Source organism: Kitasatospora sp. NPDC001664 (genome assembly GCF_053596675.1).
In genome coordinates, this window is the sequence record NZ_JBSFGS010000008.1 from 280,145 (window position 1) to 303,411 (window position 23,267).

Sequence of the window (23,267 nt, forward strand, 5' to 3'; positions counted from 1 at the left end):
TTCGGCATCTCCCAACCTAGGAACGACGGGCTCCGGGAACCATGGAGTCCCCTGGCGTCCCCGGGGTGGGGATAACCCCCGGTGGGAATCGGCCACGCCGCCGGGGGCGCGAGGAACTGCGCGGGCCGGAAGGCGGCGCACCGGCAACTGAACCGCCGTCAGCCGGTTGCCGGTGCTGCCGTTCCCCCTCGCGCAGTTCCTCGCGCCCCCGGTGTGACCACTCGGCGGACGGGTCGGTGGGGGTGCGTGGGACTGGCTAAGGTGGATCGGTCTGGCTGTTGCGATGCGTTCGGAGGCGGTATGTCGGCGACCCGGTACACCTACCTGGGCCCCGAGGGGACGTTCACCGAGGCGGCGCTGCGGACGCTGCCGGAGGCGGCGACCCGGGAGCTGGTGCCGTTGGCCTCGGTGCCGGCGGTGCTGGACGCGGTGCGGGCCGGGGAGGCGAGCGGGGCGTTCGTGCCGGTGGAGAACTCGGTGGAGGGCGCCGTCACGGCGACCAGCGACGAACTCGCCAACGGCGGGCCGCTGATGATCTACCGCGAGGTGCTGCTGCCGATCTCCTTCGCCCTGTTGGTGCGCCCCGGCACGGTGCTGGAGGACATCAAGACGGTGACCAGCCACCCGGTGGCCCAGCCGCAGGTGCGCAAGTGGCTGGCGGCGAACCTGCCGGACGCCCGCTGGGAGTCGGCGGCCTCGAACGCGGACGGCGCGCGGCTGGTCCAGGAGGGCCGGTTCGACGGGGCGTTCGCCGGTGAGTTCGCGGCGCCGATCTACCAGTTGGAGCCGTTGGTCACCGACATCCACGACGCGGCCAACGCGACCACCCGGTTCGTGCTGGTGGGCCGGCCCGGACGGGTCTCCTCGCCGACCGGGGCGGACAAGACCTCGATGGTGGTCTGGCTGCCGGACGACCACCCGGGCGCGCTGCTGGAGCTGCTCCAGGAGTTCGCCGTGCGCGGGATCAACCTGATGCGGATCGAGTCCCGGCCGACCGGTGAGGGGCTCGGGCAGTACTGCTTCCTGATCGACTGCGAGGGGCACCTGAGCGAGCGCCGGGTGAGCGAGGCACTGATGGGCCTGCGGCGGATCTGTCCGCAGGTGCGCTTCCTCGGCTCCTATCCGCGGGCGGACCACGGGGCGCCGACCGCGCTCCGGCCGGGCACCTCGGACCAGGATTTCAGCGCCGCCGCCGACTGGCTCTCGCGCTGCCTGGACGGACGCGGCGAACTCTGAGTCCGTTCTCCGGAGCCTTTGCCCGGAACTGATCCGAGCCGACCGCTTTCGACCGTTCAGGTCCCATTTCCGACACGCGGAGCCCTTCACCCGCGCGGTGCAGTGCGGGCTCCCGACCGTCGCCCGCCCCGCCGGGGCGGGCGGCATGCTTCGTCCACAGGCCCCCGGGGGCCGTCCACAGGCGGCCCTCCACCGAGTTATCCACAGCCCTGGGGACGAGTCGACAAACCGGCATATCCACTGCGGGAGCTGGTCAGATCATCTGCTTCTCGGTCGGAGCCGACTAATCGGATCAGAGTCACCCCCGATCCCGCAAATCACCCGGCCGAGTGGGTAAATTCCCTTACCCGTGTGGGCGTATCGAGGTTTCAAACCTCAATTCCTTGGCGGATCGCCACCACAACCGTCACTTCCGACTCGTCCACAGGCCCGCCGCCGGACCTGTGGACAGCGGGCCCGGGAGCGGTTCTCCACAGTGGTTATCCACAGGCTCGGCGGAGTTATCCCCAGCCACTCGACACAGTCCACAGCCCGACCTGACACGTGCGCGGGGGCACAGTGCCACAAAAGCGGACATAAATCCATGGACCGGACAGTGTCCGACACCGGCGAAACCCGTTCCGGACGGAACCCCCCACCCCGGTAGGCTGGGGCCCGTGATTGACCTTCGCCTGCTCCGTGAGGACCCTGACCGAGTGCGCGCCTCGCAGCGCGTCCGTGGAGAGGACGTCGACCTGGTCGACTCCCTCCTCGCAGCCGACGAGCGGCGCCGCTCCTCCTCCACGCGCTTCGACGAGCTGCGCAGTGAGCAGAAGACCCTGGGCAAGCAGATCCCCAAGGCCCAGGGCGAGGAGAAGGCCGCCCTGCTGAAGCGGACCGGCGAGCTGTCCGCGGAGGTGAAGGCCGCCGAGGCCGAGCTGCGCGAGGCCACCGAGGAGGCCGACCGCCTCGCCCGCGGGCTGGCGAACCTGATCGACCCGGCCGCCCCGGTCGGCGGCGAGGAGGACTTCGTCACCCTCGAGGAGATCGGCACCCCGCGCGACTTCGCGGCCGAGGGCTTCGAGCCCCGCGACCACGTCGAGCTGGGCAAGATCCTCGGTGCGATCGACACCGAGCGCGGGGCCAAGGTGGCCGGTGCGCGCTCCTACTACCTGACCGGCGTCGGCGCGCTGCTGGAGCTCGCCCTGGTCAACATGGCGATCGCGCAGGCCACTTCGGCCGGCTTCATCCCGATGATCACCCCGGCCCTGGTCCGCCCGGCGGCCATGGACGGCACCGGCTTCCTGGGCCAGGCGGCGGAGAACGTCTACTTCCTGGAGGAGGAGGACCGCTACCTGGTCGGCACCTCCGAGGTCCCGCTCGCCGCGTACCACATGGACGAGATCCTCGACGCGGACAAGCTCCCGCTGCGGTACGCCGGTTACTCGTCCTGCTTCCGCCGCGAGGCCGGCACCTACGGCAAGGACACCCGCGGCATCATCCGGGTGCACCAGTTCGAGAAGGTGGAGATGTTCGTCTTCACCACGCCCGAGGACGCCGAGGCCGAGCACCGCCGCCTGCTCCAGTGGGAGAAGGACTTCCTGAACGCGCTGGAGCTGCCCTACCGGGTGATCGACGTCGCCTCCGGCGACCTCGGCTCCTCGGCGGTCCGCAAGTTCGACATCGAGGCCTGGGTGCCGACCCAGGGCAAGTACCGCGAGGTCACCTCGACCTCGAACACCACCGAGTACCAGTCCCGCCGCCTGGCCATCCGCCTGCGCGACGAGAACGGGGTGCGCCCGCTGGCCACCCTGAACGGCACCCTGGTGGCCGTGCCCCGCACCATCGTGGCGCTGCTGGAGAACCACCAGCAGGAGGACGGCTCGGTGGTCGTCCCCGAGGCGCTGCGGCCCTACCTCGGCGGGCGTTCCGTCCTGGAACCCGTCAAGTGACCCCCCTGCCCTACCGCCTGGTCGCGACCGACCTGGACGGCACCCTGCTGAGTTCGGCGGAGACCGTCTCGGAGCGCAACCGCGCCGCGCTGGCCCTGGCCGGCGCGGCCGGGGCGCGGCACATCATCGTGACCGGGCGGGGGGCACGCTGGACCAGGACGGTCTTCGACGAGATCGGCTACACCGGCCTGGCGGTCTGCGCGCAGGGCGCCCAGGTCTACGACGCGGGCGAGCACCGGCTGCTCACCTCGCTCACCCTGGACCGGCGGCTGGCCGCCGCCGCACTGGCCAAGATCGAGGCCGAGATCGGCACCATGGCCGTCGCGGCCAGCCAGGACGGGCTGGACGGCGAGGTGATCACCGGGCCCGGCTACGCGCTGGAGATCGGCACCGGGCTGCCGATCCGCCGGGTGGAGCGGGACGAGCTGCTGGCCGAGCCGGTGAGCAAGCTCTACCTCCAGCACCCGGAGCACACCGACGACGAACTGGCCGCCGCGGCCGAGCGGTTGGCGGGCGACCTGGTGACCATCACGATGGCCGGCCCCGGGGTGGTCGAGATGCTGCCGCTGGGCCTGTCCAAGGCGACCGGCCTCGCGGTGGCCGCGCACCGGCTGGGCGTGAAGGGCTCCGAGACCATCGCCTTCGGCGACATGCCGAACGACGTCCCGATGTTCGGCTGGGCCGGGCACGGGGTGGCCATGGCCAACGCCCACGAGCAGCTGCTGGCGGTGGCCGACGAGGTGACCGCGGGCAACGACGAGGACGGCGTGGCCGTCGTCCTGGAGCGGCTCTACGGCTGACCCGGGAACGGGCCCGCCGGGCCCGTCCGAGGGGCCGTCAACCCGTCCGAGGGACCGTCAGCAGGGGCCCGGTGCGCACGCGCCGGGCCCCTGACGCGTCGTCAGCCCGGGCTGCCGTAGGTGAGGTCGTCGCAGGCCGGGGCGTCCGCGGAGCGGGCCGCGCCCGAGATGCTGGTGGGCAGCGCGGTCGGGGTGGCGCCGGCGCCGCCGGCGGCCGGGGTGGTGGCGCCGTTGGCCGCGGCGTAGTCCTGGCCGAGCACCAGGTTGATGCCGGCCTTGGTGGAGGACTCCAGGGCGGCCCCGGGGAACAGGTCGGCGACCAGCTGGGCACCGGCCTTCTGGCCCGGGCCGTACTGCACGGTGGTCGTGGTGTGGTTCTGGGTGGAGGCGTTACCGGTGGCGCCGACCGTGAACTTGGAGTCCTTCAGCTTGGTGACCGCGCCGGTGGCCAGCCCGGCGGTGGTGGTGCCGTTGTAGACGTTCACCTTCACGCCGGTGCCCTTGACCGCGGACGGGGCGGCCTGGGTCGGCGAGGGGCTGGGCGAGGGCGCGGCCGGGGCGGGCGAACCGCCGCCCGCGGCGGGTGCGTTGGCGTCCTGGCCGTCCAGCGTGCGGCCGCTCTTCAGGGCGGCCCAGAGGGCGTCCACGTCGGGCTTCTGGAAGGCCACCCGGGAGCCCTCGAAGCGCCACGGCGGGGTGATGAACTGGATGTTCTTGAGGTCGATGTTCTTCATCTGCAGCGCGAAGGAGAGCAGCTTGGCCGGGGAGCCGAGCGCCTCGTCCACGGTGATCGACTTGGTGGCCGCGTCGGCCAGCGGGAGCAGCGTCCCGGCGTCCATGCCCTTGGCCTTGATGTCCTTGATCAGCGAACCCAGGAAGGCCTGCTGACGCTTCATCCGGCCGATGTCCGAGCCGTCGCCGATGCCGTGCCGGAGCCGGACGTAGTCCAGCGCCTTCTGGCCCGAGACCTTCTGCTCGCCCTTGGGGAAGATCTGCTTGCCCTTGCGGTGCAGGTTCGGGTTGAGGTCGCCCTCGGAGATGGCGTTGGGCAGGCAGACGTTGACGCCGCCGACCGCGTCGGTGATGGCGGCGAAGCCCTGGAAGCTCACCACGATGGTGTGGTCGACCCGCAGGCCGGTGAGCTTCTCCACGGTGTTCTGGGTGCAGGCCGGGTTGCCCTCCTCGGTGCCGCCCACGGAGAAGGCGGAGTTGAACATGACCCCGGCCTCCTCCTTGGTCCACTTCCCGTTCGGGAGCTTGCACTTGGGGCGGGTGACCAGCGCGTCGCGCGGGAAGGAGACACCGACCGCGTGCTTCCGGTCGGCGTAGACGTGCAGCAGGATCGTGGTGTCGGAGCGCGCGCCGCCCTCCTCGCCGCCGCCCAGGTTGGCGTTGTCGCCGGCCCGCGAGTCGGAGCCGATCAGCAGCACGTTGAGCGGGGTGTTGCCGTTGGCGTCGGGCGCTGCGGCGTCCGGGCGGTCCTCGTTCAGGCCGTCGCTGCCGAAGGTGCTGAGGTTGCCGTTGAACTTCAGGTAGAGCGCGCCGCCGGCGCAGACCACCAGGGCCATCGCCCCGGCCGCGACCAGGGCGACGATCTTCTTCCGGCTGCGCTTGGGCGCCCCCTTGGCCGCGGCGGCCCGGGTCGCGGCCCGGCCGGGCCCGGCCGGCGGCGTGCCGTCCTCGGCGCCCGCGCCGCCCTGCGCCGCCAGTGCGGCCGCCTGCTGGGCCCGGCGCGCCTCGGCCCGGCCGCCGGTGGGCTGCCGCGGCACCGGCTCCTGGTCGAGGTGCTCCGGCTCGGGCTCCGGGACCGGCCGCTGGGCCCGCTGCGGCGGCGGGACCTGCTGCGGCACCTGCTGGTACTGCTCCTGGTACGGGTCCTGCGGCTGATAGGGCGCCTGCGGCTGCTGGTAGTAGCCCTGCTGCGGGTACTGCGGCTGCTGGTACTGCGGTTGCTGGTACTGCGGTTGCTGCGGGTACGACTGCTGCTGGTACGGGTCCTGGTAGGCCCCCCCGTGAGCGGCGTCGTCGCGCCACCATTCGGCGTGGTCCGGGGACCCCGGCCTCTGGCCAGACATTCGCACACCCTCCACCAGCAGCCAGGTACTACTCCGTCAGCTTCGCCCCGACCGCATACCGCCGTGGAGAGCTTCTGCGGAGCATATAAAGGCAACATTGCGGAGTCACGGGGCGGGCTCCCGATTGCAGGATCCACCAAGCCCCGTGACCCCGATCGGATCAGTCCTCGAAGGCATCCTCGAAGGCGTCCTCGAACGCCTCCTCGACCACTTCGTCCATGAACTCCTCGACCACCAGACCGCCGACCACCCCGACCGCCGCACCCGCCACCAGGCCGCCGCCGAAGCCGTGCCCGCCACCGTGGCCGTGGGCGTGACCGTGGCCGTACGGGCCCTTGGCCAGCGCCTCCTGGATCCAGCCGTCCACCAGGCCGGTGAGGTCCTGTCCGGCCACTGCGTGCTCCACCACGTGGTGGTTGACCACGTCGCTGCTCCGGCGGTCGAACTCGAGCACCACCTCGACCCGTTCGGCCGAGGTGATCAGGGTCAGCTCCAGCGCGCCGAACCGGTCCGCGTACTGCGGCGCGGCCAGGTACTCGATCTCCTGGTAGAACGGCAGGCCCTGCGCGGTGCCGTGGATCCGCCCGGCCTCCAGGTCGGCGGAGCGGAAGCGGAAGCCGAGCGCCGTGAAGGCCTCCAGCAGCGCGCGCTGCACCGGCAGCGGCTCCACCCCGAGCGGGTCGGCGTCGCCCTTGTCCCGGGCCCCGGCGATGTCCACCTCGGTCCGCACGCCCAGCGCCATGCCGTGCAGGTGCTGCCCGGCCAGCTCGGTCACCGGGATCTCGTACGGGGCCGCGAAGGAGAACGGGAGCGAGCGCCGCTCGCCCGCCGCCAGGGTGAACGGACCGGTCACCACGTGCCGGGCGAAGCCGGCCAGGCCGTTCGCCTCGCCCTCGGAGTGCTCGATCTCCACGCGGGCGACCAGATCGAGCGTGATCGCGTTGACCGCCGCCTCCTGGCTGCCGCCGGTCAGGTGGACCTGACCCTCGATCAGGCCACCGGGCCGCACCACGGGCGTGGACAGCACCGTGTCGACGGCCGGGCCGCCGACACCGAGGGCACCGAGCAGCTTCTTGAACACCATGGGGCGGTACTCCAACTCCGGGAAAGGGGAACGGCGAACGGAGAAACGCAGGGCACGGCGGCGCGGTTCCGCACCGGTGAACCGTTCGGGCCGCCCGGGCCGCCCGGACCGCTCAGGCCTCGATCCCCGCCGCCTTCAGCCGGCCCGCCACCGCCTCCCACTCCGGGTCCAGCGCCTCGGCCCGCTCGGTGCCCACCCGCAGGTCCTTGAAGCCGCTGGAGGTGGAGACGCAGACCACCGGCCCGTCGAAGGCCGCCGGCCCGCCCAGCTGCCGCAGACCGGCCAGCCCGATCGCCGAGGAGAACTCGCACCACAGCCCCTGGGCCGCCAACTCCCCGTGCGCGGCCCGGACCTCCCGGTCCGTCAGCAGCAGCGCACCGCCACCGCTCGCGGTGACCGCCCGGACCCCCCGGTGGCCGCCGTTGGTGACGTCGATCGCGTACGCCTCCGTCGGGCCGACCTCCACCACCGCGGCCGGGACGCCGGTGCGCACCGCCGCCGCCAGCGGGCCGCCGGCGGCCGGCTCGCAGCCGAAGACCCTCGGCACCCGGGCCGCCACGCCCAGCCGGTGCAGCTCGGCGAAGCCCTTCCACACCCCGTACAGCAGCTCCCCGTACCCCGTCGGCACGAACACCGCCGCCGGGGTTCCCAGTTCGGCGTGCAGCTCGTACGCCACCGTCTTGTAGCCCTCGGCACCGAAGCCGTGGCCGGTGTGGGTGCGGGTGTGGTTGCTGACGGGGTGGAAGCCGGTCCGCTCGGCGATCTGCCGCAGCAGCGGCCAGCGGGCCTCGACCGGCACCGGGAGCACCAGCGCACCGTAGGCGTTCAGGAAGGACTGCACGGCCGGCGGCGAGCTCGCCGAGGCCAGCACCACGCAGCGCAGCCCCGCCCGGGCGGCGTACGCGGCGGCCGAGGCGCCGTGGTTGCCGGAGGAGGCCACCACGATGCCGGGCGCGCCCTGGTGGACGGCGGCGCTGACCGTTACCCGGTTGAGGCGGTCCTTGTGGCTCCAGGTCGGGTTGCGGGACTCGTCCTTGACCAGGGTGCCGTCGGGGAGGGCGAGCAGCGGGGTGCCGCCCTCCCCGAGGGTGGGCGCGTCCAGCGGGGGCAGCAGCGGGGCCCAGCGGTCCAGGCCCGGGCCGGGCGGCTGCGCGAACAGGGCGGCCGGGACGGCCGGGTAGTCGTAGTCGACCTCGACCGGGTAGGCGAGCTCGGGGGTGCTGGTGACCGGGCACCCGGCGGTGAGGGCGGGCCAGAGCGGGTACCGGACCTCGGGATCGCCGAGCGAGACCTGAGCGGTGGCCAGGGAAGCGGCAGCTGTCATGCCGCCAACGGTAGGGACACGGAGGGTGGTCGAGGGCCTCTTCGGGCACTCCCGGAGGCGATCGGCACCCCGACTGTGTCAGGTGGCGGCGGGGCCGCTCAGAGCACCTGGTTGCGCCCGGCGCCCCAGCCGGCCACCGCCGCCACCGCGGCGAGCGCCAGCAGCAGCACGAGCGGCAGCTCCCAACCGCCCGTCAGCTGGTGCAGCGCGCCCGCGCCGACCGGCCCGGCGGCCGCCACCAGGTAGCCCACCGCCTGGGTCATGCCGCCGAGCTGCGCCGCGCCCAGCGCGCTGCGGGTGCGCAGCACGATGAAGGCCAGCGCCAGTCCGAGCGAGCCGCCCTGGGCGATGCCGAGCACGCCGGCGGCCAGCCAGGCGCCGGAGACCGGGGCCAGCAGCAGGACGGCGATGCCCACCGCGTTGAGCCCGGCCATCGTGACCGCGAGCCCGCGCTGACGGGTCATCCGGCCGGCAATCAGCGGGACCAGGAAGGCGCCGATCACCTGGACCAGGTTGCTGAACGCGAAGACCAGACCGGCCTCGCCGCGGTCCATGCCGTGGTCCGCCAGGATGGTCGGCATCCAGGCCACCAGCGTGTAGACCATCAGCGAGGAGACGCCCATGAAGACGCTGATCCGCCAGGACAGCCCGTTCCGCCAGATGTTCGCGATCGCCGCACCGGCCGGAGCGGCCGCGACCGCGGCCTTCTCCTGACGGGACTTCAGCACCTGCGGCAGCCAGGCCGCCGCGGCCACCAGCGCCAGCACCGACCAGGCCGCCAGCGAGCCCTGCCAACCGCCGCCGAGCACCTTCTCCAGCGGCACCGAGGTGGCCGCCGCGAGGGTCGCGCCGACCAGCATGGTGGTGGAGTAGACACCGGTCATGGTGGCCGCGTTCCCCGGGAACTCCCGCTTCACCAGGCCCGGCATGGAGACGTTCAGCACCGCGATGGCGATCCCGATCACCATGCACCCCGCGTACAGCGCCGCGACGTTGGGCAGCACCCGGAGCAGCACCCCCGCGCCCAGCGTGAGCACCGCGCCGAGCACCACCTTCTCCGCGCCGAAGCGCCGGGTCAGCCGGGGCGTCAGCGGGGCGCCCAGGCCCTGGAACAGCACCGGCACGGTGGTGATCAGACCGGCCGCGGTGGCCGACAGGCCGAAGGTGCGCTGGATCTCGCCGACCAGCGGGGAGATCGCGGCCAGGCAGGCCCGCATGTTGAGCGCCACCAGCACGATGCCGAGCAGCATCAGCGCGGGGTGGGCGAGCCTGGTGCGGGTACGGACCGTCGGGGTGGCGAGCTGCTGGGCGTGGGTGACCGTCATGACGGTGGTGTCTTCTCCGGACAGGGCGGGGCGGAACGAGGAAGGGACCGGCTCGTGCGGCCGGTGACGTGCGCGGGCTACGACTCGGGCTGAACGGTCGTCACTTCCGCGCGGCGATGGCGGCGAGCAGCTGCTCCACGGCGGCCGTCGGCTCCGCGAGCAGCCGGCGACAGGCGGCCTCGGCCAGCTCCGGGTCGCCGCTCTCGATCGCGTCCACCAGCGCCTCGTGGGTGGCGACGACCACCTCGGGCATCTCGTGGTCGCCGAAGGCGGTCCGCATCGACTCGCGCACCGAGGCCCCGAAGTACCGGTAGACCTCGGTCAGCGCCGGGTTGTGGGCGGCCTCGACCACCGCGGTGTGGAACTCCAGGTCGTGCTCGACGGTCGCCTCGCGCCCCGCCCGGTCGGGCTCGGCGGCGATGATCTCGGCCTCGCGGGCCAGCGCGGCACGCATCCGGGCGATGTCCTCGGGGGTGTGCCGCACGGCGGCCAGGCGAGCGGCCTCGGCCTCCAGCGCGGCCCGGACCTCCAGCACGTCCCGGACGCCGGAGCGCTGCACCCCGCGCAGCACCGCGGCCGGGTCGGTGGTGGAGGTCACGAAGGTGCCCTCCCCCTGGCGCGAGACCAGCATCCCCGCGTGCACCAGCACCCGGATCGCCTCCCGCACCGTGTTCCGCCCGACACCGAGCCGCTCGGCCAGCTCGTGCTCGGTCGGGATCCGCGCCCCGACCGGCCAGCTCCCGGCGCTCAGCTGCTCGCGCAGCTGCTCGATCGTCACGTCCACCAGCGAACGCCGCCCGGCGGCCTGCAGCCCGTCCGCACTCATGGGGGGCTCCTTCCGGGTTCGCTCAGCAGTGGACGGCAGTCATCCTACAACCTCTTGCCCGGTCATCCTACAACTGGCCACTGTTGACAGCACGTCTAGCACGGGGCGCCCCGGGACACACCCCGCCGAACGGGGGTGGTGCGGATGATCGACGCGGTGTGAGCATGTGCTCACCTTCGGGGGCGTTGCGTGGCCGTCGGGGGAGGTGGCCCTGGCCGCCCCCGAAGGGTTCCGGGTGGGTGCCCGCGAACGAGGAGGGCCCCGGCGGATGCCGGGGCCCTCCTCGTTCGCGGTGCGGGATGTTCGCGGTGCGGGATGCGGGCTACTCCTCGGAGGCCAGGGTGAGGCCGGCCAGCTTGACGGCGGCGAGGGCGGTGGCGCCCAGGATGACCACGATCAGGAGCGGGACGGCGACCGCGGTGGCCACGGTGGCGTCGATGGCGCCCTCGGCGGCGGCGGACTCGGCGATGCTGCGGCCCCACTGCTGGATGCTCAGGGTCTTGGCGCCGTCGACGAAGTTGCCGATCAGGCTCTCCCAGATGAGGGCGTAGCCGAGACCGACGACCACCGCGTTGCGGGTGACCACCGAGAGCAGGAGGAAGAGCGCGCTGTAGGCGGCGCCGGCCACCAGGGTGCCGACCGCGTAGCCGACCGCGAGGCCGTCCTCGGTCCCGACCAGGACCAGCCCGGCGACCAGGGTGGGCAGGGCCGCGAAGACCCAGGTGGTCACCACGGCCACCGCGAGCTTGGTGGTGATGATCTGCCAACGGGGCAGCGGCTTGGCCAGCAGGTAGACGATCGAGCCGTCGTCGATCTCGGTGGCGATCACGCCGGTGCCGACGATCAGGCCGAGCAGCGGGAGCAGGGTGCCCAGCGAGAGCTGGCCGAGGATGGTGGTGGCCAGGTCGTGCTTGTCCTCGCTGCCGCTGCGGGCGATCACGGAGATCACCAGCAGCAGCACGGGCGCGGCCAGCAGCAGGAGGCCGCGGCGGCGCCCCAGCAGGCCGCGGACGGTCAGCCTGGCGACGGTCAGGTTCACAGGGGTCAGCCTTTCGGGTGCGACGAGGCGTCGGCGACGGGGCGTCGGAGGCGGGGCGTCAGTTGGCGACGAGGTAGGAGAAGACGCTCTCCAGCGACTCGTCGGCCGGGGAGACGGTGTAGAGCCGGATCCCGGCCTCCTTGGCGACCTTCGGCAGCAGCGCGGTGAACTGCGGGAAGTTGATCGCCTCGATGCGCAGCGCCCGCTCGTGCCAGTCCAGTTGGATCCCGGCGGTGGAGCTGTCCGCGATCAGCGCGGAGGCCAGCCGGCGGTCGTCGCTGGAGCGGACCAGGTAGCGGTGCGGGCGGTCGGTCATCAGGCGGCGGATCTTCCGGAAGTCACCGGAGGCGGCGTGCCGGCCGGCCACCACCACCTCGATGTGCCGGGCCAGCTGCTCGACCTCCTCCAGGATGTGCGAGGAGAACAGCACCGTCCGCCCGGCCGAGCCGAACTGCCGCAGCAGCTCCATCAGTTGCAGCCGCTGGCGCGGGTCCATGCCGTTGAACGGCTCGTCCAGCAGCAGCACCTCGGGGTCGTGCACCAGTGCGGAGGCCATCTTGACGCGCTGCTTCATGCCCTTGGAGTACGTCCCGGCCTTCCGGTCCTGGGCGTACTCCATCTCGACCAGCCCGAGCGCCCTCTTCGCGGCCGCACCCGGATCGGCCAGGCCGTGCAGTTCGGCGTTGGCCAGCACGAACTCCCAGCCGGTCAGGTAGTCGTACATCGACTCCCGCTCCGGGACCAGGCCGATCTTGCGGTAGACCTCCTGGTTGCGCCAGATCGGCTCCCCGTCCAGGGTGACCGCCCCGGAGGAGGGGGCCAGGAAACCGCTCATCATGTGGATGAGGGTGGACTTGCCCGCGCCGTTGGGCCCGAGCAGACCGGTGATGCCCGGCCCGATCTCCATGCTGACGTCGTTGACGGCGACCACGTTGCCGAACCAGCGGGAGACCCTGTCGATGGTGATGACGGCCATGACGTTCCCTCAGATCTTCCGGTAGCGGCGCAGCAGCGCCCAGTACGAGCCGCCGATCATCGCGGCCACGGCCAGCGCGAAGACCACCACGCCGATCCCGTCCGGGGCGGTGAGCGGCCCGGCCGTCCTGATGTCCAGCAGCTGGTTCAGCATCGCCTCGGCGGCGTTCGTCGGGGAGAGCAGGAAGGCCCAGTGCGCGGACTCCGGCGGGTCGATCCGGTTGCCGCCGATCAGGACGTAGAAGATGGCCGCGACCGGCTGGCTCACCACCAGCACGCCCATGATGGCGGCCACGCCGAAGCCCTTGCGCGGGGTCAGCGCGGAGATCGCCAGGCCCAGCGCGGCGTACAGCACCGAGAGGACCACCGCGACGGCCAGGCCCTGGAGGAAGTGCCCGGTGTTCTTGCCGAGCGGCAGCCCGCCCAGGATCGAGCCCAGGTAGAGCACCAGCAGCGGGGTGACGGTCATCAGCAGCATGGCCGAGGTCATCGCGGCGAACTTGGCCCGGACGTAGTCGCCGCGGGTGATCGGCCGGGAGAAGTACAGCGGCACGGTGTGGTGGCGCAGGTCCCGCGACATCAGCACCGGGGCCTGCGCGGCCACGAAGATCTGCACCAGCACGCCGAAGGCGGAGAGGAACTGCGCGTAGTCCACCGGGAACAGGTCGGTCTTGACCGGCCCCTGGAGGAACAGCCCGATCGCCACGATCACCACGGCGGCGGCCGTCAGCGCGGAGGCCACCAGCATCGGCAGCACCTTGGACTTGCCCGAGCGGCCGAGGCCGTAGGCGGCGCGCAGGCTCTGCACGTAGAGCGAGCGGGTGGCGTAGCCGCGGCCGAGCCGCGGGCCCTGGTAGCTGCGGTAGCCGATGTTGTGGATGACCCCGGTGTCCACCGGCGAGTCCACCGGCGCCGCTCCGGAGGGAAGTTGCTCAGACATCGGCACGGCCTTCCGTGGACTCGGTCGTGAAGATCTCGGAGACCCGGTGGCGGCGCTGCTCCAGCCGGACCAGGCCGAGGCCCAGATCGGCCACGGTGTCCCGGACGGTGTCGTAGGTCTCGTCGCCGGCGATCTCCACCAGCAGGATCTTGGCGCCGTCCTGACGGACCACCAGACCGGCGGCGGCCAGCCGCTCCCGGACGGCCTCGTCGGCGTCGAAGCCCGGATCGTCCGGACGGTCCGTCACCTCGACCGCCAGCAGCTGGGTCGCCTCGGTGAAGGAGGCCGTGGAGGAGGACCGCAGCAGGCGGCCGCCGTCGATCACCACCAGGTGGTCGCAGGTGCGCTCCAGCTCGCCGAGCAGGTGGGTGGTGACCAGCACCGAGATGCCGAAGTCGGTGTGCACCCGGCGGATCAGGCCGAGCATCTCGTCCCGGCCGACCGGGTCCAGGCCGTTGGTCGGCTCGTCCAGCAGCACCAACTGCGGGTCGTGGACCAGGGCCTGGGCCAGCTTCACCCGCTGCTTCATGCCGGTCGAGTAGCCGCCCATCGGGCGGTAGCGCTCCTCGTACAGGCCGACGTGGCGCAGCGTGTCGGCGGTCCGCTCGCGCGCGGCGGCCGGCGGCAGCCCGGCCATCCGGGCCATGTGCACCACGAACTCCGTCGCGGAGACGTCCGGCGGCAGGCAGTCGTGCTCGGGCATGTAGCCGACCCGCTCGCGGATCGCGGAGCCCTCGGTGGCGATGTCCAGGCCGAGCACCTGGCCCGTGCCGGAGGTCGCCGGGGCCAGCCCGAGCAGGATCTTGATGAGTGTGGACTTGCCCGCCCCGTTCGCCCCCACCAGACCGACCACACCGGGCTGCACCTCTACGGTGAGCCGGTCCAGTGCGGTGACCCGGGGGAACTTCTTGGTGAGGGCGTCCGTCTTGATGACAGTGGTGGACACCGTCCCAACCTAGTGGCCGCGCCCCGTGGGTGGAATGAGCTGGCGAGAGGAGCCGCTCCCCCTACCCCAGGATGACGCCGGGCCGCCCAGCCCCTAAGGGTCGGACGGCCCGGTGCCGGGCGCGGGCGTCAGCCCAGGCCCGGTGCCGGGCGCGGGCGTCAGCCCAGGCCCGGTGCCGGGCGCGGGCGTCAGCCCAGCATGCCGAACTGGCCCATGGCCACCTGGCGGAAGGCCTGGAGCGGGACGCCTTCCTGATTGGCCGTCAGCACCAGCGCCGTCACGTCCCCGCGCTGGAAGTACGCGGCCCTGGCGACCGGCCGGGGCTGCTCGCCGGGCTTGCCCGCCTTGTCCGCGCTGACCTTGACGGTGGTGATCCGGTCCATCTCCGGGGCGATGCCGTCGACCGAGGCCTCCAGCCCGGCCGGCTCCTTGAGCTGGCCGTAGTTCATCACCAGGTAGTGGGCCTTGGCCTCGTCCTCGGAGCCGAAGCGGAGCAGCCACAGCTCGGTCCGGGTGCCGTCGGGCGCCGTCCAGACCCGGCGGACCGCGTCCCGGCAACCGTTCTGCAGCAGGATCGCGCGGGCCTCGGCCGGCTCCTTCTCCAGCTCGGCGTAGTCCCCGCAGCCCTTCCGTTCGGCCGCGGCGGTCACCCCGGCCGGTGCCGGCAGCAGCAGCTGCCGCAGGTCGGCGTGGTGCCGGTTGCCCGCACCGCTGGCCGACGGGGCGGGCCGGCCGGAGGGCAGCGGAGGCAGCGTCAACTCCGGCAGGACGTACCGGCCGTCGTTCGGGGTCCTGAGGCCGGGCAGCTCGGTCCGCTCCGGGGCGATCACCGCGGCGGCGGCGCCGGTGCCGGTCAGCACCGCCACCAGCACGGCGGCCACCCAGCGGGCCCGCACCTTGCGGCGGGGGCGGCGCGGCCGCTCCGCGGCCGGGCCCTCGGTGCCGGGCACGACATCGGCCTCGGCCGGGGCCGGCGCCGGCGCCGGGGCGGACTGCTCCGGAACGAGCGGCGGGGCGACGGCCCGCACGGGCGGCTCGGTCGGTGCCGGCTGCGCGTTCTGCTCCGGCTGCGCGTTCTGCTCGGTCATGCGGACGCTCCCGGACGGGCCAGCCGGTCCAGCTGACGGCTGAACAGCTCCACGGTCTTCTCCTTCGGCAGCGGGGCGATCCCCTCCACCTGCATCTCGACCCGGAGGTCGCCCTCGGCCGCCGAACAGACCAGCCGGTCGATCTTGGCCCCGGGGGCGGCGTACGGCAGGAAGCAGCGCGCCTGCTCGTGACCGGCCACGCTCGGGCCGATCCGGTACAGGCCGGAGTCCGAACCCAGCGCGTTCTGCCAGGCGGTGTCCGCCTTGATCGCTTCCTGGTGGTACCTCAGCAGCCAGATCGTCACCACGTACGAGTGGTCGGACGCCACGTAGCTGCGCACGCCGGCGCCGGTCAGCGGCTGGTCCTGCCACTCCTTGCGCAGCGCGTCCCGGAGCTTCTCGGGCAGGTCGTGCAGCTGGTCCTCGACCCAGTTCTTGCGCTGGTCCTCGGTCAGTTCGGTGTCGTTCCCGTACGCGCCCGCGTCCGGGCCGACCCGGTGGTCGTCCGGCAGCGGCAGCAGCAGGTCGCGGAGCGAGCCGAAGTGGCTGCCGTTCTCCCTGGTGCCGAAGGACGGGCTCGGCGAGGCCGAGGGCGTGGCCGTCGCCGCGACCGACGGCCGACCGGACGGCGCGGCCGCCGCGGTCCCGCCCTCCGGGTACCGGACGCGCAGGATACCGACGCCGATGCCGACGCCCAGCAGGGCGGCCGCCACCACGGCGGCACCGGCCCGCAGCGCCGTGCGCCGGGCCTGGCTCGGGCGCCGCTGCTCCGGACCCTCCGTCAACCGCTGCTCCTGCTGCGGGGATCCGGGGTTCTCGAGGATGCTCATACCAGCCGCTCCCACTGCTGCTTGGCGATGCCGGCGAGCTCGTCCCGGTCGACCTTGGCGGGCGAGAACACGGTGATCCGCATCACCACGTCACCGCGCCGGGCCAGCGCCTCCCCGGAGTAGTACTGCTCGGTGGAGTCCACGTACGTCTGCGCCGTGTCGTCGGTCTGGTAGACGCCGCCGGAGATCCCGCCCAGCGGCAGGGCGCCCACCTCGTGGCGCTCCGCCTCGCGCTGCGCGGCGACGGCCTTGTCCGAGTGGTACTGGATCAGCTCGACCCGCCACTTCACGTCCCCCTTGCGCCAGGTGGCCACCGCGTCGCGGCGGAACCCGTCCTGGAGCATGGACCGGAAGTACGAAGCGGAGTTGCCGACCGACATGGCCTTCTCCCCCACCGTGAACCAGCCGGAGCCGGACACGTAGTCGTAGTCCCAGTCCTCCGTTCCCTGCGGCCGGGGCACCAGCAGGGTGCGCAGGTCACCGTCGATCTTCAGCGGTGCGACCGCCGCCTCCGCCACGGCCTGCGGGTCCGCCGGAGCGGCCGGGTAGGTGGGCGAGGGCACGGCGAGCACGGGCAGCGGGGTGGGCGGGCTGCCCGCCTGGACGGCGTAGCCGACCGAGGCGCCGAGCAGCGGGCCGACCAGCAGGGCCGCCAGCAGCAGGCGGGCGGTGGAGAGCGGGCGGCGCGGCGCGGACGGCTCCGGGTCGCCACCGGCCGCAAGCAGCTCGGGCGCCAGGGCCTCGGGCACGGTGCTCTCCGGCGCGGTGCTCTCCGGCGCGGTGCTCTCCGGCGCGGTGCTCTCCGGCGCGGTGCTCTCGGGCGTGGTGAACGGTTCAGCCACCGGAGGACAACCTCTCTCGCTGACGCTTCATCGCGTCGTGCAGCGCGGCCTTGTCCGGCGTGCCCTTCACGTACACGGTGACCTGGTACTCGACGTCGCCGACGGACGAGAGGCCGACCATCTTCCCGGTCCACGCCTCCTGCTCGGGCTTGAGCATGATGCCGCGGCCGTCGGGGTCGCCGTCGATGCCGAAGCTCTCGCCCTTGCTCATCGTCATGCCGTCGGCGAACTCCTTCGCCATCTGCCGCGACTTGAAGCGCAGCAGGCGGACGTTGACCTCCTGGCGGCCGTCGGCCGTCCGGTAGCGGCGGGTCGCCGCGTCGTTCTTGTAGCCGTAGGAGGCGAGCACCTCGCCCATCTCCTCGGCGTTGGAGAACTCCGCGGCCACCTCCTCGGTGGTCAACTTCACGCCGTCCGACGGGCCGTAGGACTCGGCGCCCCAGGGCATCGGCAGCAGGAAGTACCGCAGGTCGCCGCCGTGGGTCGCCCCGTCCACCGTGCCGTGCAGGGTCGACGAGGGCGTGGGCTTCGGCGCGGGCGTCGGGCTGGCCGACGGCGTCGCGGACGCACTCGGGCTGGGGCTGGGGCTCGGCGTCGCGGACGCGCTCGCGCTCGCCGAGGGCGCGGCCGCGGCGACCGGCTTCCCCTCCGGCTTCCCGACCGCCACCGTGACGGCGGCACTGGTCGCGGTCACCGCGACCAGACCGGCCACCGCCAGGCCGACCCCGAGCGCCCGCGGCATCCGACCGCCGCTGCTCGACGTCCCCACTGACCCACCCTCGGGCCCGGCCGCCTCCACGGAGGCGGTTTCGGGCACGGGTGCTGACGCGTACTCGGACGCGGACAAGGCACTCCCCCGGAAGAACCGAACGCGGGGCCCCTGCTCCTCACCGAAGCACGCCCTCGCGCGTGACAGCACGGATTATGGTTCGCATTCCCCCCACCCCCCAATCCGATTTCCCCGACGATCCGTCACAATGCCCACTCAACCGGACACCCCGTGACCGAACCGCAACGAACACCTCGCCCGGCCGGATCCGATGATGTCCGTGCCGGAGGGCGGCGGCACCGCTAGCCTGCTGGGGTCGTCTGCCACGGGGGTGGAAGCGGAATGGGTGTCGTACTGCCCGACGAGTTGGCGTGGGCACTCGATCTGATCGGCGTGAACCGGCCGAACGTAAACGAGGCCCGGGCCGCCGTGGTCGCCGCCCTGATGGGCACCACCGCCGACACCACCGGGACCGCCTACTTCCTGGAGGCCCAGTCGGAGGCCTGACGGTCCGTCACGCGCCGGTGCGCCGCCGCCCCGAGGGGCGGCGGCGGGGGACTCCGGCGGTCAGAAGTCGGACTGGGTGATCGTGCTCTCGTAGATGCTGAAGCAGGGGAACATGCGGTCCTCCGACTCCTCGTCGTCCTCGAACGCGAGCTGCTGCAGGGCGAGAACCTCGGTCATCGCCAACTCCCTTCTCTCTGCGGTTGGTTGAGGGGATCCAGGGTGAACCGGTCGTCACCCGGGCCGTGGAGGGCTCGGCACAGTGCCAGCAGGATCCCCGCGCTGCCACTGGCCAGGTCGGCGCTGAACCGGAGCGAGCCCGTTCCGAGCCAGCGGACGCCGTCACCGTGCGGGACGGCGTACTTGAGGAGCCCGGTCGCCAGCCGCACCGCGTGGTCGCGGTCGGCTCCGTCCCGGGTGGAGTCGGCGTGCTCCGCGGCCAGGTGGACCAGGCCGGCGAAGCCGTCGTGCAGGCCGGGCTGCGCCGCGCTGACCTTGCGGGTGTCGGCGACGACCCGGGGCAGGGCGGTGGCACAGCGTTCGTCGGCCGCCGGGCCCGCCGCGTAGCGCAGCAGGACGGTGGCGATCCCGGCGGAGCCGGTGGCCAGGTAGGGCATGACCCGACGGCGCACGCCGTTGTCGGCGAACGACAGCGAGCCGTCGGACAGTTCCACCGCGCGGTCCAACTCCTCGTGCAGCAGCGCGAGTCCGGCCCGACGGTAGCGCTGCTCCCCGGTGCGGTCGGCCAGGCGGTGCAGGAAGAGGGCCGGCCCGGAGCGGCCGTGGAACAGGCCGCGGGCGTCGTCGGCGCCGAGCGTGGGCCCCAGGTCGGGGGTGCGCAGGATCGCGTCCCCGGCGGCGGCCGCCCGTTCCAGGTGGCACGGGTCGCCGGTGCGCCGGTGCAGGGCGAGCCAGGCGAGGCCGACCCCGGCCCGACCGCCCGCCAGCGTGCTGGTGGTCCGCGTCAGCGGGTGGCCGTCGGCGGTGCGCAGCAGGCCGACCGCCTCGTCGAGGTGCCCGGCCTCGGCCAGCACCCGCGCGACGCCGGCCGAGCCGACCGCGAGCCCGGGCGGCAGCGCGTCCGCCGAGGCGAGCGCGTCCCGCCGCAGCCGCTCGCCGACCTCCCCGGGGACCGGCAGGCCGGCCCGGTGCAGGGCGTGCACCACGCCGGCCGTCCCGTACGCCAGGCAGACCGTGTTGGTGCCGAAGGCCGAGGGCGACGGCGGGAAGAGCCAGTCCGGCCGCTCGGGGGCCGCCAGGTCGAGCAGACCGGTGGCCGTCCGCCGGGCGAGCCGCGCCAGGCAGCCCAGCGGGTCGGCCTCCACCTCCTCGGGGCCGGGCAGGCCCGCGGCCTCGTCCGCACCCGGCCGGTGGAAGGCGGTGGCCCGCCGCCACAGGTCCTCGGGCACCGGCGAGACGGCCGCCAGGTCGCGGCGCAGCAGCGCGAAGTTGGCCGGGGTCAGCTGCGGGGCGTTGGGGAACGGCGCCAGCAGGGCGAGCGCCACGGCCGCCGCGCCGTAGCGGTCGGAGAGCAGGGGGTCCGGGTGCGCGGCGGCGAGGGCCCGGGGCGGGACGAAGCCCGGGGTGCCCATCCGGGCGGGGGCCGCCGACACCGGGGTCACGGTCTCGAAGTCGACCAGCCTGGCGTCCCCGGCGGGGGTGACGATGACGTTCCCCGGGTTCACGTCGCCGAACCGGAGCCCCAGCGCGTGCAGGCGGCCGAGCGCCTCGTCCAGCGAGCCGAGCAGGCGGCGGCAGGCGGCGTGGTACCGGTCGAAGTCCTCGGCGGGGCGGCCGGCCAGCAGCACGGGCGAGCTGCGGTTGATCCACTTCACCAGCGGGAGCCCCTCGACCAGCTCCATGACCAGGAAGTCGTGCTCCCACTCGGTGAAGTGGTCCAGCGGCTCGGGGCAGGCGCCCGGAGCGGCCGCGTGCACGGCGGTGAGGGTCTCGTACTCCCGTCGCAGCCGCTCCTGGGCGGCGGCCCCGTCCCAGGTGTACCCGTTGTGCGGCCGCGCCTCCTTCACCAGGACGAGGCGTCCCGTCCGGGTGTCGCGGGCCCGGTAGGCACCGCCCGCGTTGCTCGGCCGCAGCACCGTGAGGACCTCGTAGCCGCGGATCCGGATCGCGCCCCGGTGCGGGGCCGGCTCCTCGGTGACGAAGGGGTCGGTGACCCCGTCGGGCAGGGCGAAGCGGGGCAGCCGGACGTCCGGCACCTCGTGGCCGTGCCCGTCCCGCACCAGCGGCTGCGCGGTGCCGTCGGCCAGCAGCCGGCTCCGGGGGCCGAACGCGCCGTACCGGTAGTGGACGGTCCGCGAGTCGCGGTACCGGCGGTCGGTGAGGACGTACCCGCCCTCCTCGCCGCGCAGGTCCTCGGCGAGGGCCGCGAGGAGCCGTCCGGCGGCCTCGGTGTCCGGCGGGTACGCGGCGCAGAACTTGCCCGCCTGGGGCCGGGCCGCGTGCTTGTGGTGCAGCGCGAGGTAGAAGAAGTGCGCCGACAGGTGCTTGAACGGCACCCCCTCGGCGAAGCACCGGTCCGCCACCAGGTCGAGGACCTCCTGGGCGCGCTCCAGCCGCGCCGACACGTGGACCTTCCAGCCCTGCTCGGCCCGGCGGACCCCGGGGGCGCTCCACGCCGTCCAGACGTCCCGGTCGGCACCGCGCCAGCCGTCCGGCACCCGGGCGGGGGCGAAGCGCCGGCCCGGGTCGGCCATCGTGCCGAGGGGGGCGTAGAACTGCGCGTCGGCGAAGGCCTCGGACATCGCGTCGAACAACGGAACCTCCTGCGGAGCGGGTCGGTACAGCCTGACGCCGAGGAGTCCCGCGCGGGTTCACGGACGGTTCGGAAGCGGTATGGCCGCAGCTCCGCCCGCCCGGGCCGGCTCCGGACCCTGTCAGGTCGATCACCGGGCCCGGGCGGTGGCGGCCGGGGCCGTGGCGGCGGCGCCGGGTCGACCACGCCGGTCCCGCACGGCTCCTGACGGGGCGTCCGCCCCCGTGCGTCGTAGGGTCGGTCCCATGCGACTCAGTACGGTGATCCTCCCCATCCACCGGTGGAGCGAGGGGCAGAAGATCTGGCGGCGGGCCGAGGACCTCGGCTTCCACACCGCCTACACCTACGACCACCTCTCCTGGCGCTCGTTCCGCGAGGAGCCGTGGTTCGGCTCACTGCCGACCCTGACGGCGGCGGCCACGGCCACCGAGCGGATCCGGCTGGGGACCTTGGTGACCTCGCCGAACTTCCGGCACCCGGTGACCCTGGCGAAGGAGCTGATCACGCTCGACGACGTGTCCGGCGGGCGGCTGACGCTGGGGATCGGGGCCGGCGGGGCGGGGTTCGACGCGACGGCGCTGGGGCAGGAGGCCTGGTCGCCGAAGGAACGGGCGGACCGGTTCGGGGAGTTCGTGCCGCTGCTGGACGAGCTGCTGACCAACGACGCCACGACGCGCGCGGGGACGTACTACTCGGCGGTCGAGGCGCGGAACGTCCCGGGCTGCGTGCAGACGCCCCGGGTGCCGTTCTACGTGGCGGCGACCGGGCCGCGCGGGCTGCGGCTGGCGGCCGAGCACGGGCAGGGCTGGGTGACGTACGGGGACCCGCGCGGAGCGGCCGACGTGCCGGTGGAGCAGGCGCCGGCGGTGATCGCCGGTCAGCTGGCGAAGCTGGCGGCGGCCTGCGAGGCCCGCGGCCGGGACGTCGCCGAGCTGGAGAAGGTGCTGCTCCAGGGGTCGACGGCGGAGAAGCCGCTGCAGTCGCTGGACGCCTTCGTGGACTGGGCGGGGAGGTACCGGGAGATCGGCATCACCGAGCTGGTGATCCACTGGCCGGTGCCGGACTCGATCTTCGCCAACGACCTCGCGGTCTTCGAACGGATCGCCACCGAGGGCCTGGCCCAGCTGGGTTGAGACCGCCCCTCGATCAGCGCCCGGGCCGCTGGAGAACCAGGGGTCCGGGCGCGGGCGTCCGCGGTGGTGGGTAGCCTGTCCGGTCGTTGACGGTCGTGGATCGAAGTGCGGGGGAGTCGTCGGTATGTCAGCTCGTGGACTGGTGACGGGTGTTGCGGTGGTCTCGGCCTTGGTGCTGGGGCTGACCGGGTGCCAGAAGAAGGACGAGGGCGACGGGCGGGCCGCCGCCGCCCCGTCGGAGACGGTGAGCAGCGCGCCCTCGGCCGTGCCGAGCGCCTCCGCCTCGGGCAGCGCGAAGGCCACCGCGAAGGCGGGCGCGAGCAAGAGCCCGACCGCTGCGGCGAGCAGCGACGCGGGCACCGGCGAGGACGTGGAGGGGTGCAGCACCCCGGCGCCGAAGCCGAACTGGAAGTACGTCCAGGCGGTGAAGCCGCCCAAGCAGGACACCCTGTACGTGAAGGACGCCAAGTTCGTCTGTGACCCGAACGACGGGCACTACGAGGGCGCCGGGGCCGACAAGACCTACATGTTCGCGACCACGGTGAAGGCGCAGATCTCCACCGGCGCCGGCAACGTCAAGACGGTGCCGGTCGGCGAGCTGTGGCAGCACATCGGGGACTGCCTGGTGGACCGGGCCCAGGTGAAGGACCCGTACAGCTGCTCCGGCGGCATCTACGAGATCTCGCTGGACGGCACCGGCAAGATCACCTCGATCCGCGAGGTCTGGCACCCCTAGTGTCCTGAGTCCTTGATCCGTCGGATGTATCCGGCGAGGGATTCGAGGATCTGGTCAGCGGGTTTGGTCCAGACGTAGGGCCGGGGGTCGG

At 73.3% G+C, this 23,267-nt stretch carries 20 protein-coding genes; 7 read left to right on the forward strand and 13 right to left on the reverse strand.

Going from position 1 to position 23,267, the window contains the following annotated elements; translation table 11 throughout:
- Nucleotides 1–300: 300 nt before the first annotated feature.
- The 3 genes from pheA (at nt 301) to ACWCYY_RS14475 (ending at nt 3,967) form a co-directional block, all read left to right on the forward strand.
- Nucleotides 301–1,236 (forward strand): prephenate dehydratase, encoded by a 936-nt coding sequence (gene pheA / locus ACWCYY_RS14465; RefSeq protein ID WP_345290613.1) that lies wholly within the window; start codon nt 301–303, stop codon nt 1,234–1,236.
- Nucleotides 1,237–1,892: 656 nt separating this feature from the next.
- Nucleotides 1,893–3,167, forward strand: coding sequence for a serine--tRNA ligase (gene serS, locus ACWCYY_RS14470; RefSeq protein ID WP_345290612.1), 1,275 nt, complete (start codon nt 1,893–1,895; stop codon nt 3,165–3,167).
- Complete coding sequence (locus ACWCYY_RS14475) at nt 3,164–3,967, forward strand: HAD family hydrolase (RefSeq protein WP_345290611.1); 804 nt, start codon at nt 3,164–3,166, stop codon at nt 3,965–3,967. The genes serS and ACWCYY_RS14475 overlap by 4 nt, the downstream gene beginning before the upstream one ends.
- 101 nt (nt 3,968–4,068) lie before the next feature.
- Here ACWCYY_RS14475 and ACWCYY_RS14480 read toward each other — a convergent pair whose 3' ends face one another.
- The 12 genes from ACWCYY_RS14480 to ACWCYY_RS14535 all read right to left on the reverse strand — a co-directional run bounded on the left by ACWCYY_RS14480 (nt 4,069) and on the right by ACWCYY_RS14535 (nt 17,261).
- Nucleotides 4,069–6,042, reverse strand: a complete 1,974-nt coding sequence (locus ACWCYY_RS14480; protein WP_449796183.1) for an LCP family protein — start codon at nt 6,040–6,042, stop codon at nt 4,069–4,071.
- Between the two features lie 160 nt (nt 6,043–6,202).
- Nucleotides 6,203–7,126 (reverse strand): sporulation protein, encoded by a 924-nt coding sequence (locus tag ACWCYY_RS14485; RefSeq protein ID WP_449796184.1) that lies wholly within the window; start codon nt 7,124–7,126, stop codon nt 6,203–6,205.
- 112 nt (nt 7,127–7,238) lie between these two features.
- Nucleotides 7,239–8,450 carry a threonine synthase gene (locus tag ACWCYY_RS14490; protein ID WP_449796185.1) on the reverse strand — a complete coding sequence of 404 codons (1,212 nt, stop codon included), beginning with the start codon at nt 8,448–8,450 and terminating at the stop codon, nt 7,239–7,241.
- A gap of 98 nt (nt 8,451–8,548) precedes the next feature.
- On the reverse strand, nt 8,549–9,775 hold the full coding sequence (locus ACWCYY_RS14495) for a CynX/NimT family MFS transporter (protein ID WP_345290607.1): 1,227 nt from the start codon (nt 9,773–9,775) through the stop codon (nt 8,549–8,551).
- Nucleotides 9,776–9,875: 100 nt separating this feature from the next.
- On the reverse strand, nt 9,876–10,601 hold the full coding sequence (locus ACWCYY_RS14500) for a FadR/GntR family transcriptional regulator (RefSeq protein WP_345290606.1): 726 nt from the start codon (nt 10,599–10,601) through the stop codon (nt 9,876–9,878).
- A gap of 322 nt (nt 10,602–10,923) precedes the next feature.
- Complete coding sequence (locus tag ACWCYY_RS14505; protein ID WP_449796186.1) at nt 10,924–11,640, reverse strand: ABC transporter permease; 717 nt, start codon at nt 11,638–11,640, stop codon at nt 10,924–10,926.
- A gap of 58 nt (nt 11,641–11,698) precedes the next feature.
- On the reverse strand, nt 11,699–12,616 hold the full coding sequence (locus ACWCYY_RS14510) for an ABC transporter ATP-binding protein (protein ID WP_449796187.1): 918 nt from the start codon (nt 12,614–12,616) through the stop codon (nt 11,699–11,701).
- Nucleotides 12,617–12,625: 9 nt separating this feature from the next.
- Entirely contained in the window at nt 12,626–13,555 is a 930-nt protein-coding gene (locus tag ACWCYY_RS14515; protein ID WP_345290603.1) for an ABC transporter permease, read from the reverse strand.
- A complete protein-coding gene (locus tag ACWCYY_RS14520) occupies nt 13,548–14,501 on the reverse strand; it encodes an ABC transporter ATP-binding protein (RefSeq protein WP_345290602.1) in 954 nt (317 codons plus the stop codon). The genes ACWCYY_RS14515 and ACWCYY_RS14520 overlap by 8 nt, the downstream gene beginning before the upstream one ends.
- Nucleotides 14,502–14,689: 188 nt before the next feature.
- Nucleotides 14,690–15,589: a hypothetical protein gene (locus ACWCYY_RS14525; RefSeq protein ID WP_449796188.1), complete on the reverse strand. Its 900-nt coding sequence runs from the start codon at nt 15,587–15,589 to the stop codon at nt 14,690–14,692.
- On the reverse strand, nt 15,586–16,419 hold the full coding sequence (locus ACWCYY_RS14530) for a hypothetical protein (protein ID WP_345290600.1): 834 nt from the start codon (nt 16,417–16,419) through the stop codon (nt 15,586–15,588). The genes ACWCYY_RS14525 and ACWCYY_RS14530 overlap by 4 nt, the downstream gene beginning before the upstream one ends.
- Nucleotides 16,416–17,261, reverse strand: a complete 846-nt coding sequence (locus tag ACWCYY_RS14535; protein WP_449796189.1) for a hypothetical protein — start codon at nt 17,259–17,261, stop codon at nt 16,416–16,418. Before ACWCYY_RS14535 ends, ACWCYY_RS14530 begins: the two co-directional genes overlap by 4 nt.
- On the opposite strand from ACWCYY_RS14535, the gene ACWCYY_RS14540 reads away from it, so the two are divergent.
- Complete coding sequence (locus ACWCYY_RS14540; RefSeq protein ID WP_449796203.1) at nt 17,185–18,033, forward strand: hypothetical protein; 849 nt, start codon at nt 17,185–17,187, stop codon at nt 18,031–18,033. The genes ACWCYY_RS14535 and ACWCYY_RS14540 overlap by 77 nt on opposite strands.
- Nucleotides 18,034–18,372: 339 nt before the next feature.
- Entirely contained in the window at nt 18,373–18,537 is a 165-nt protein-coding gene (locus ACWCYY_RS14545) for a hypothetical protein (protein WP_449796190.1), read from the forward strand.
- A 173-nt stretch (nt 18,538–18,710) separates the two neighbouring features.
- Here ACWCYY_RS14545 and lanKC read toward each other — a convergent pair whose 3' ends face one another.
- Nucleotides 18,711–21,308, reverse strand: coding sequence for a class III lanthionine synthetase LanKC (gene lanKC / locus ACWCYY_RS14550; RefSeq protein ID WP_449796191.1), 2,598 nt, complete (start codon nt 21,306–21,308; stop codon nt 18,711–18,713).
- A gap of 244 nt (nt 21,309–21,552) precedes the next feature.
- On the opposite strand from lanKC, the gene ACWCYY_RS14555 reads away from it, so the two are divergent.
- Nucleotides 21,553–22,440, forward strand: coding sequence for an LLM class flavin-dependent oxidoreductase (locus ACWCYY_RS14555; RefSeq protein ID WP_449796192.1), 888 nt, complete (start codon nt 21,553–21,555; stop codon nt 22,438–22,440).
- Between the two features lie 124 nt (nt 22,441–22,564).
- Entirely contained in the window at nt 22,565–23,176 is a 612-nt protein-coding gene (locus ACWCYY_RS14560; RefSeq protein WP_449796193.1) for a hypothetical protein, read from the forward strand.
- Nucleotides 23,177–23,267: the final 91 nt, after the last annotated feature.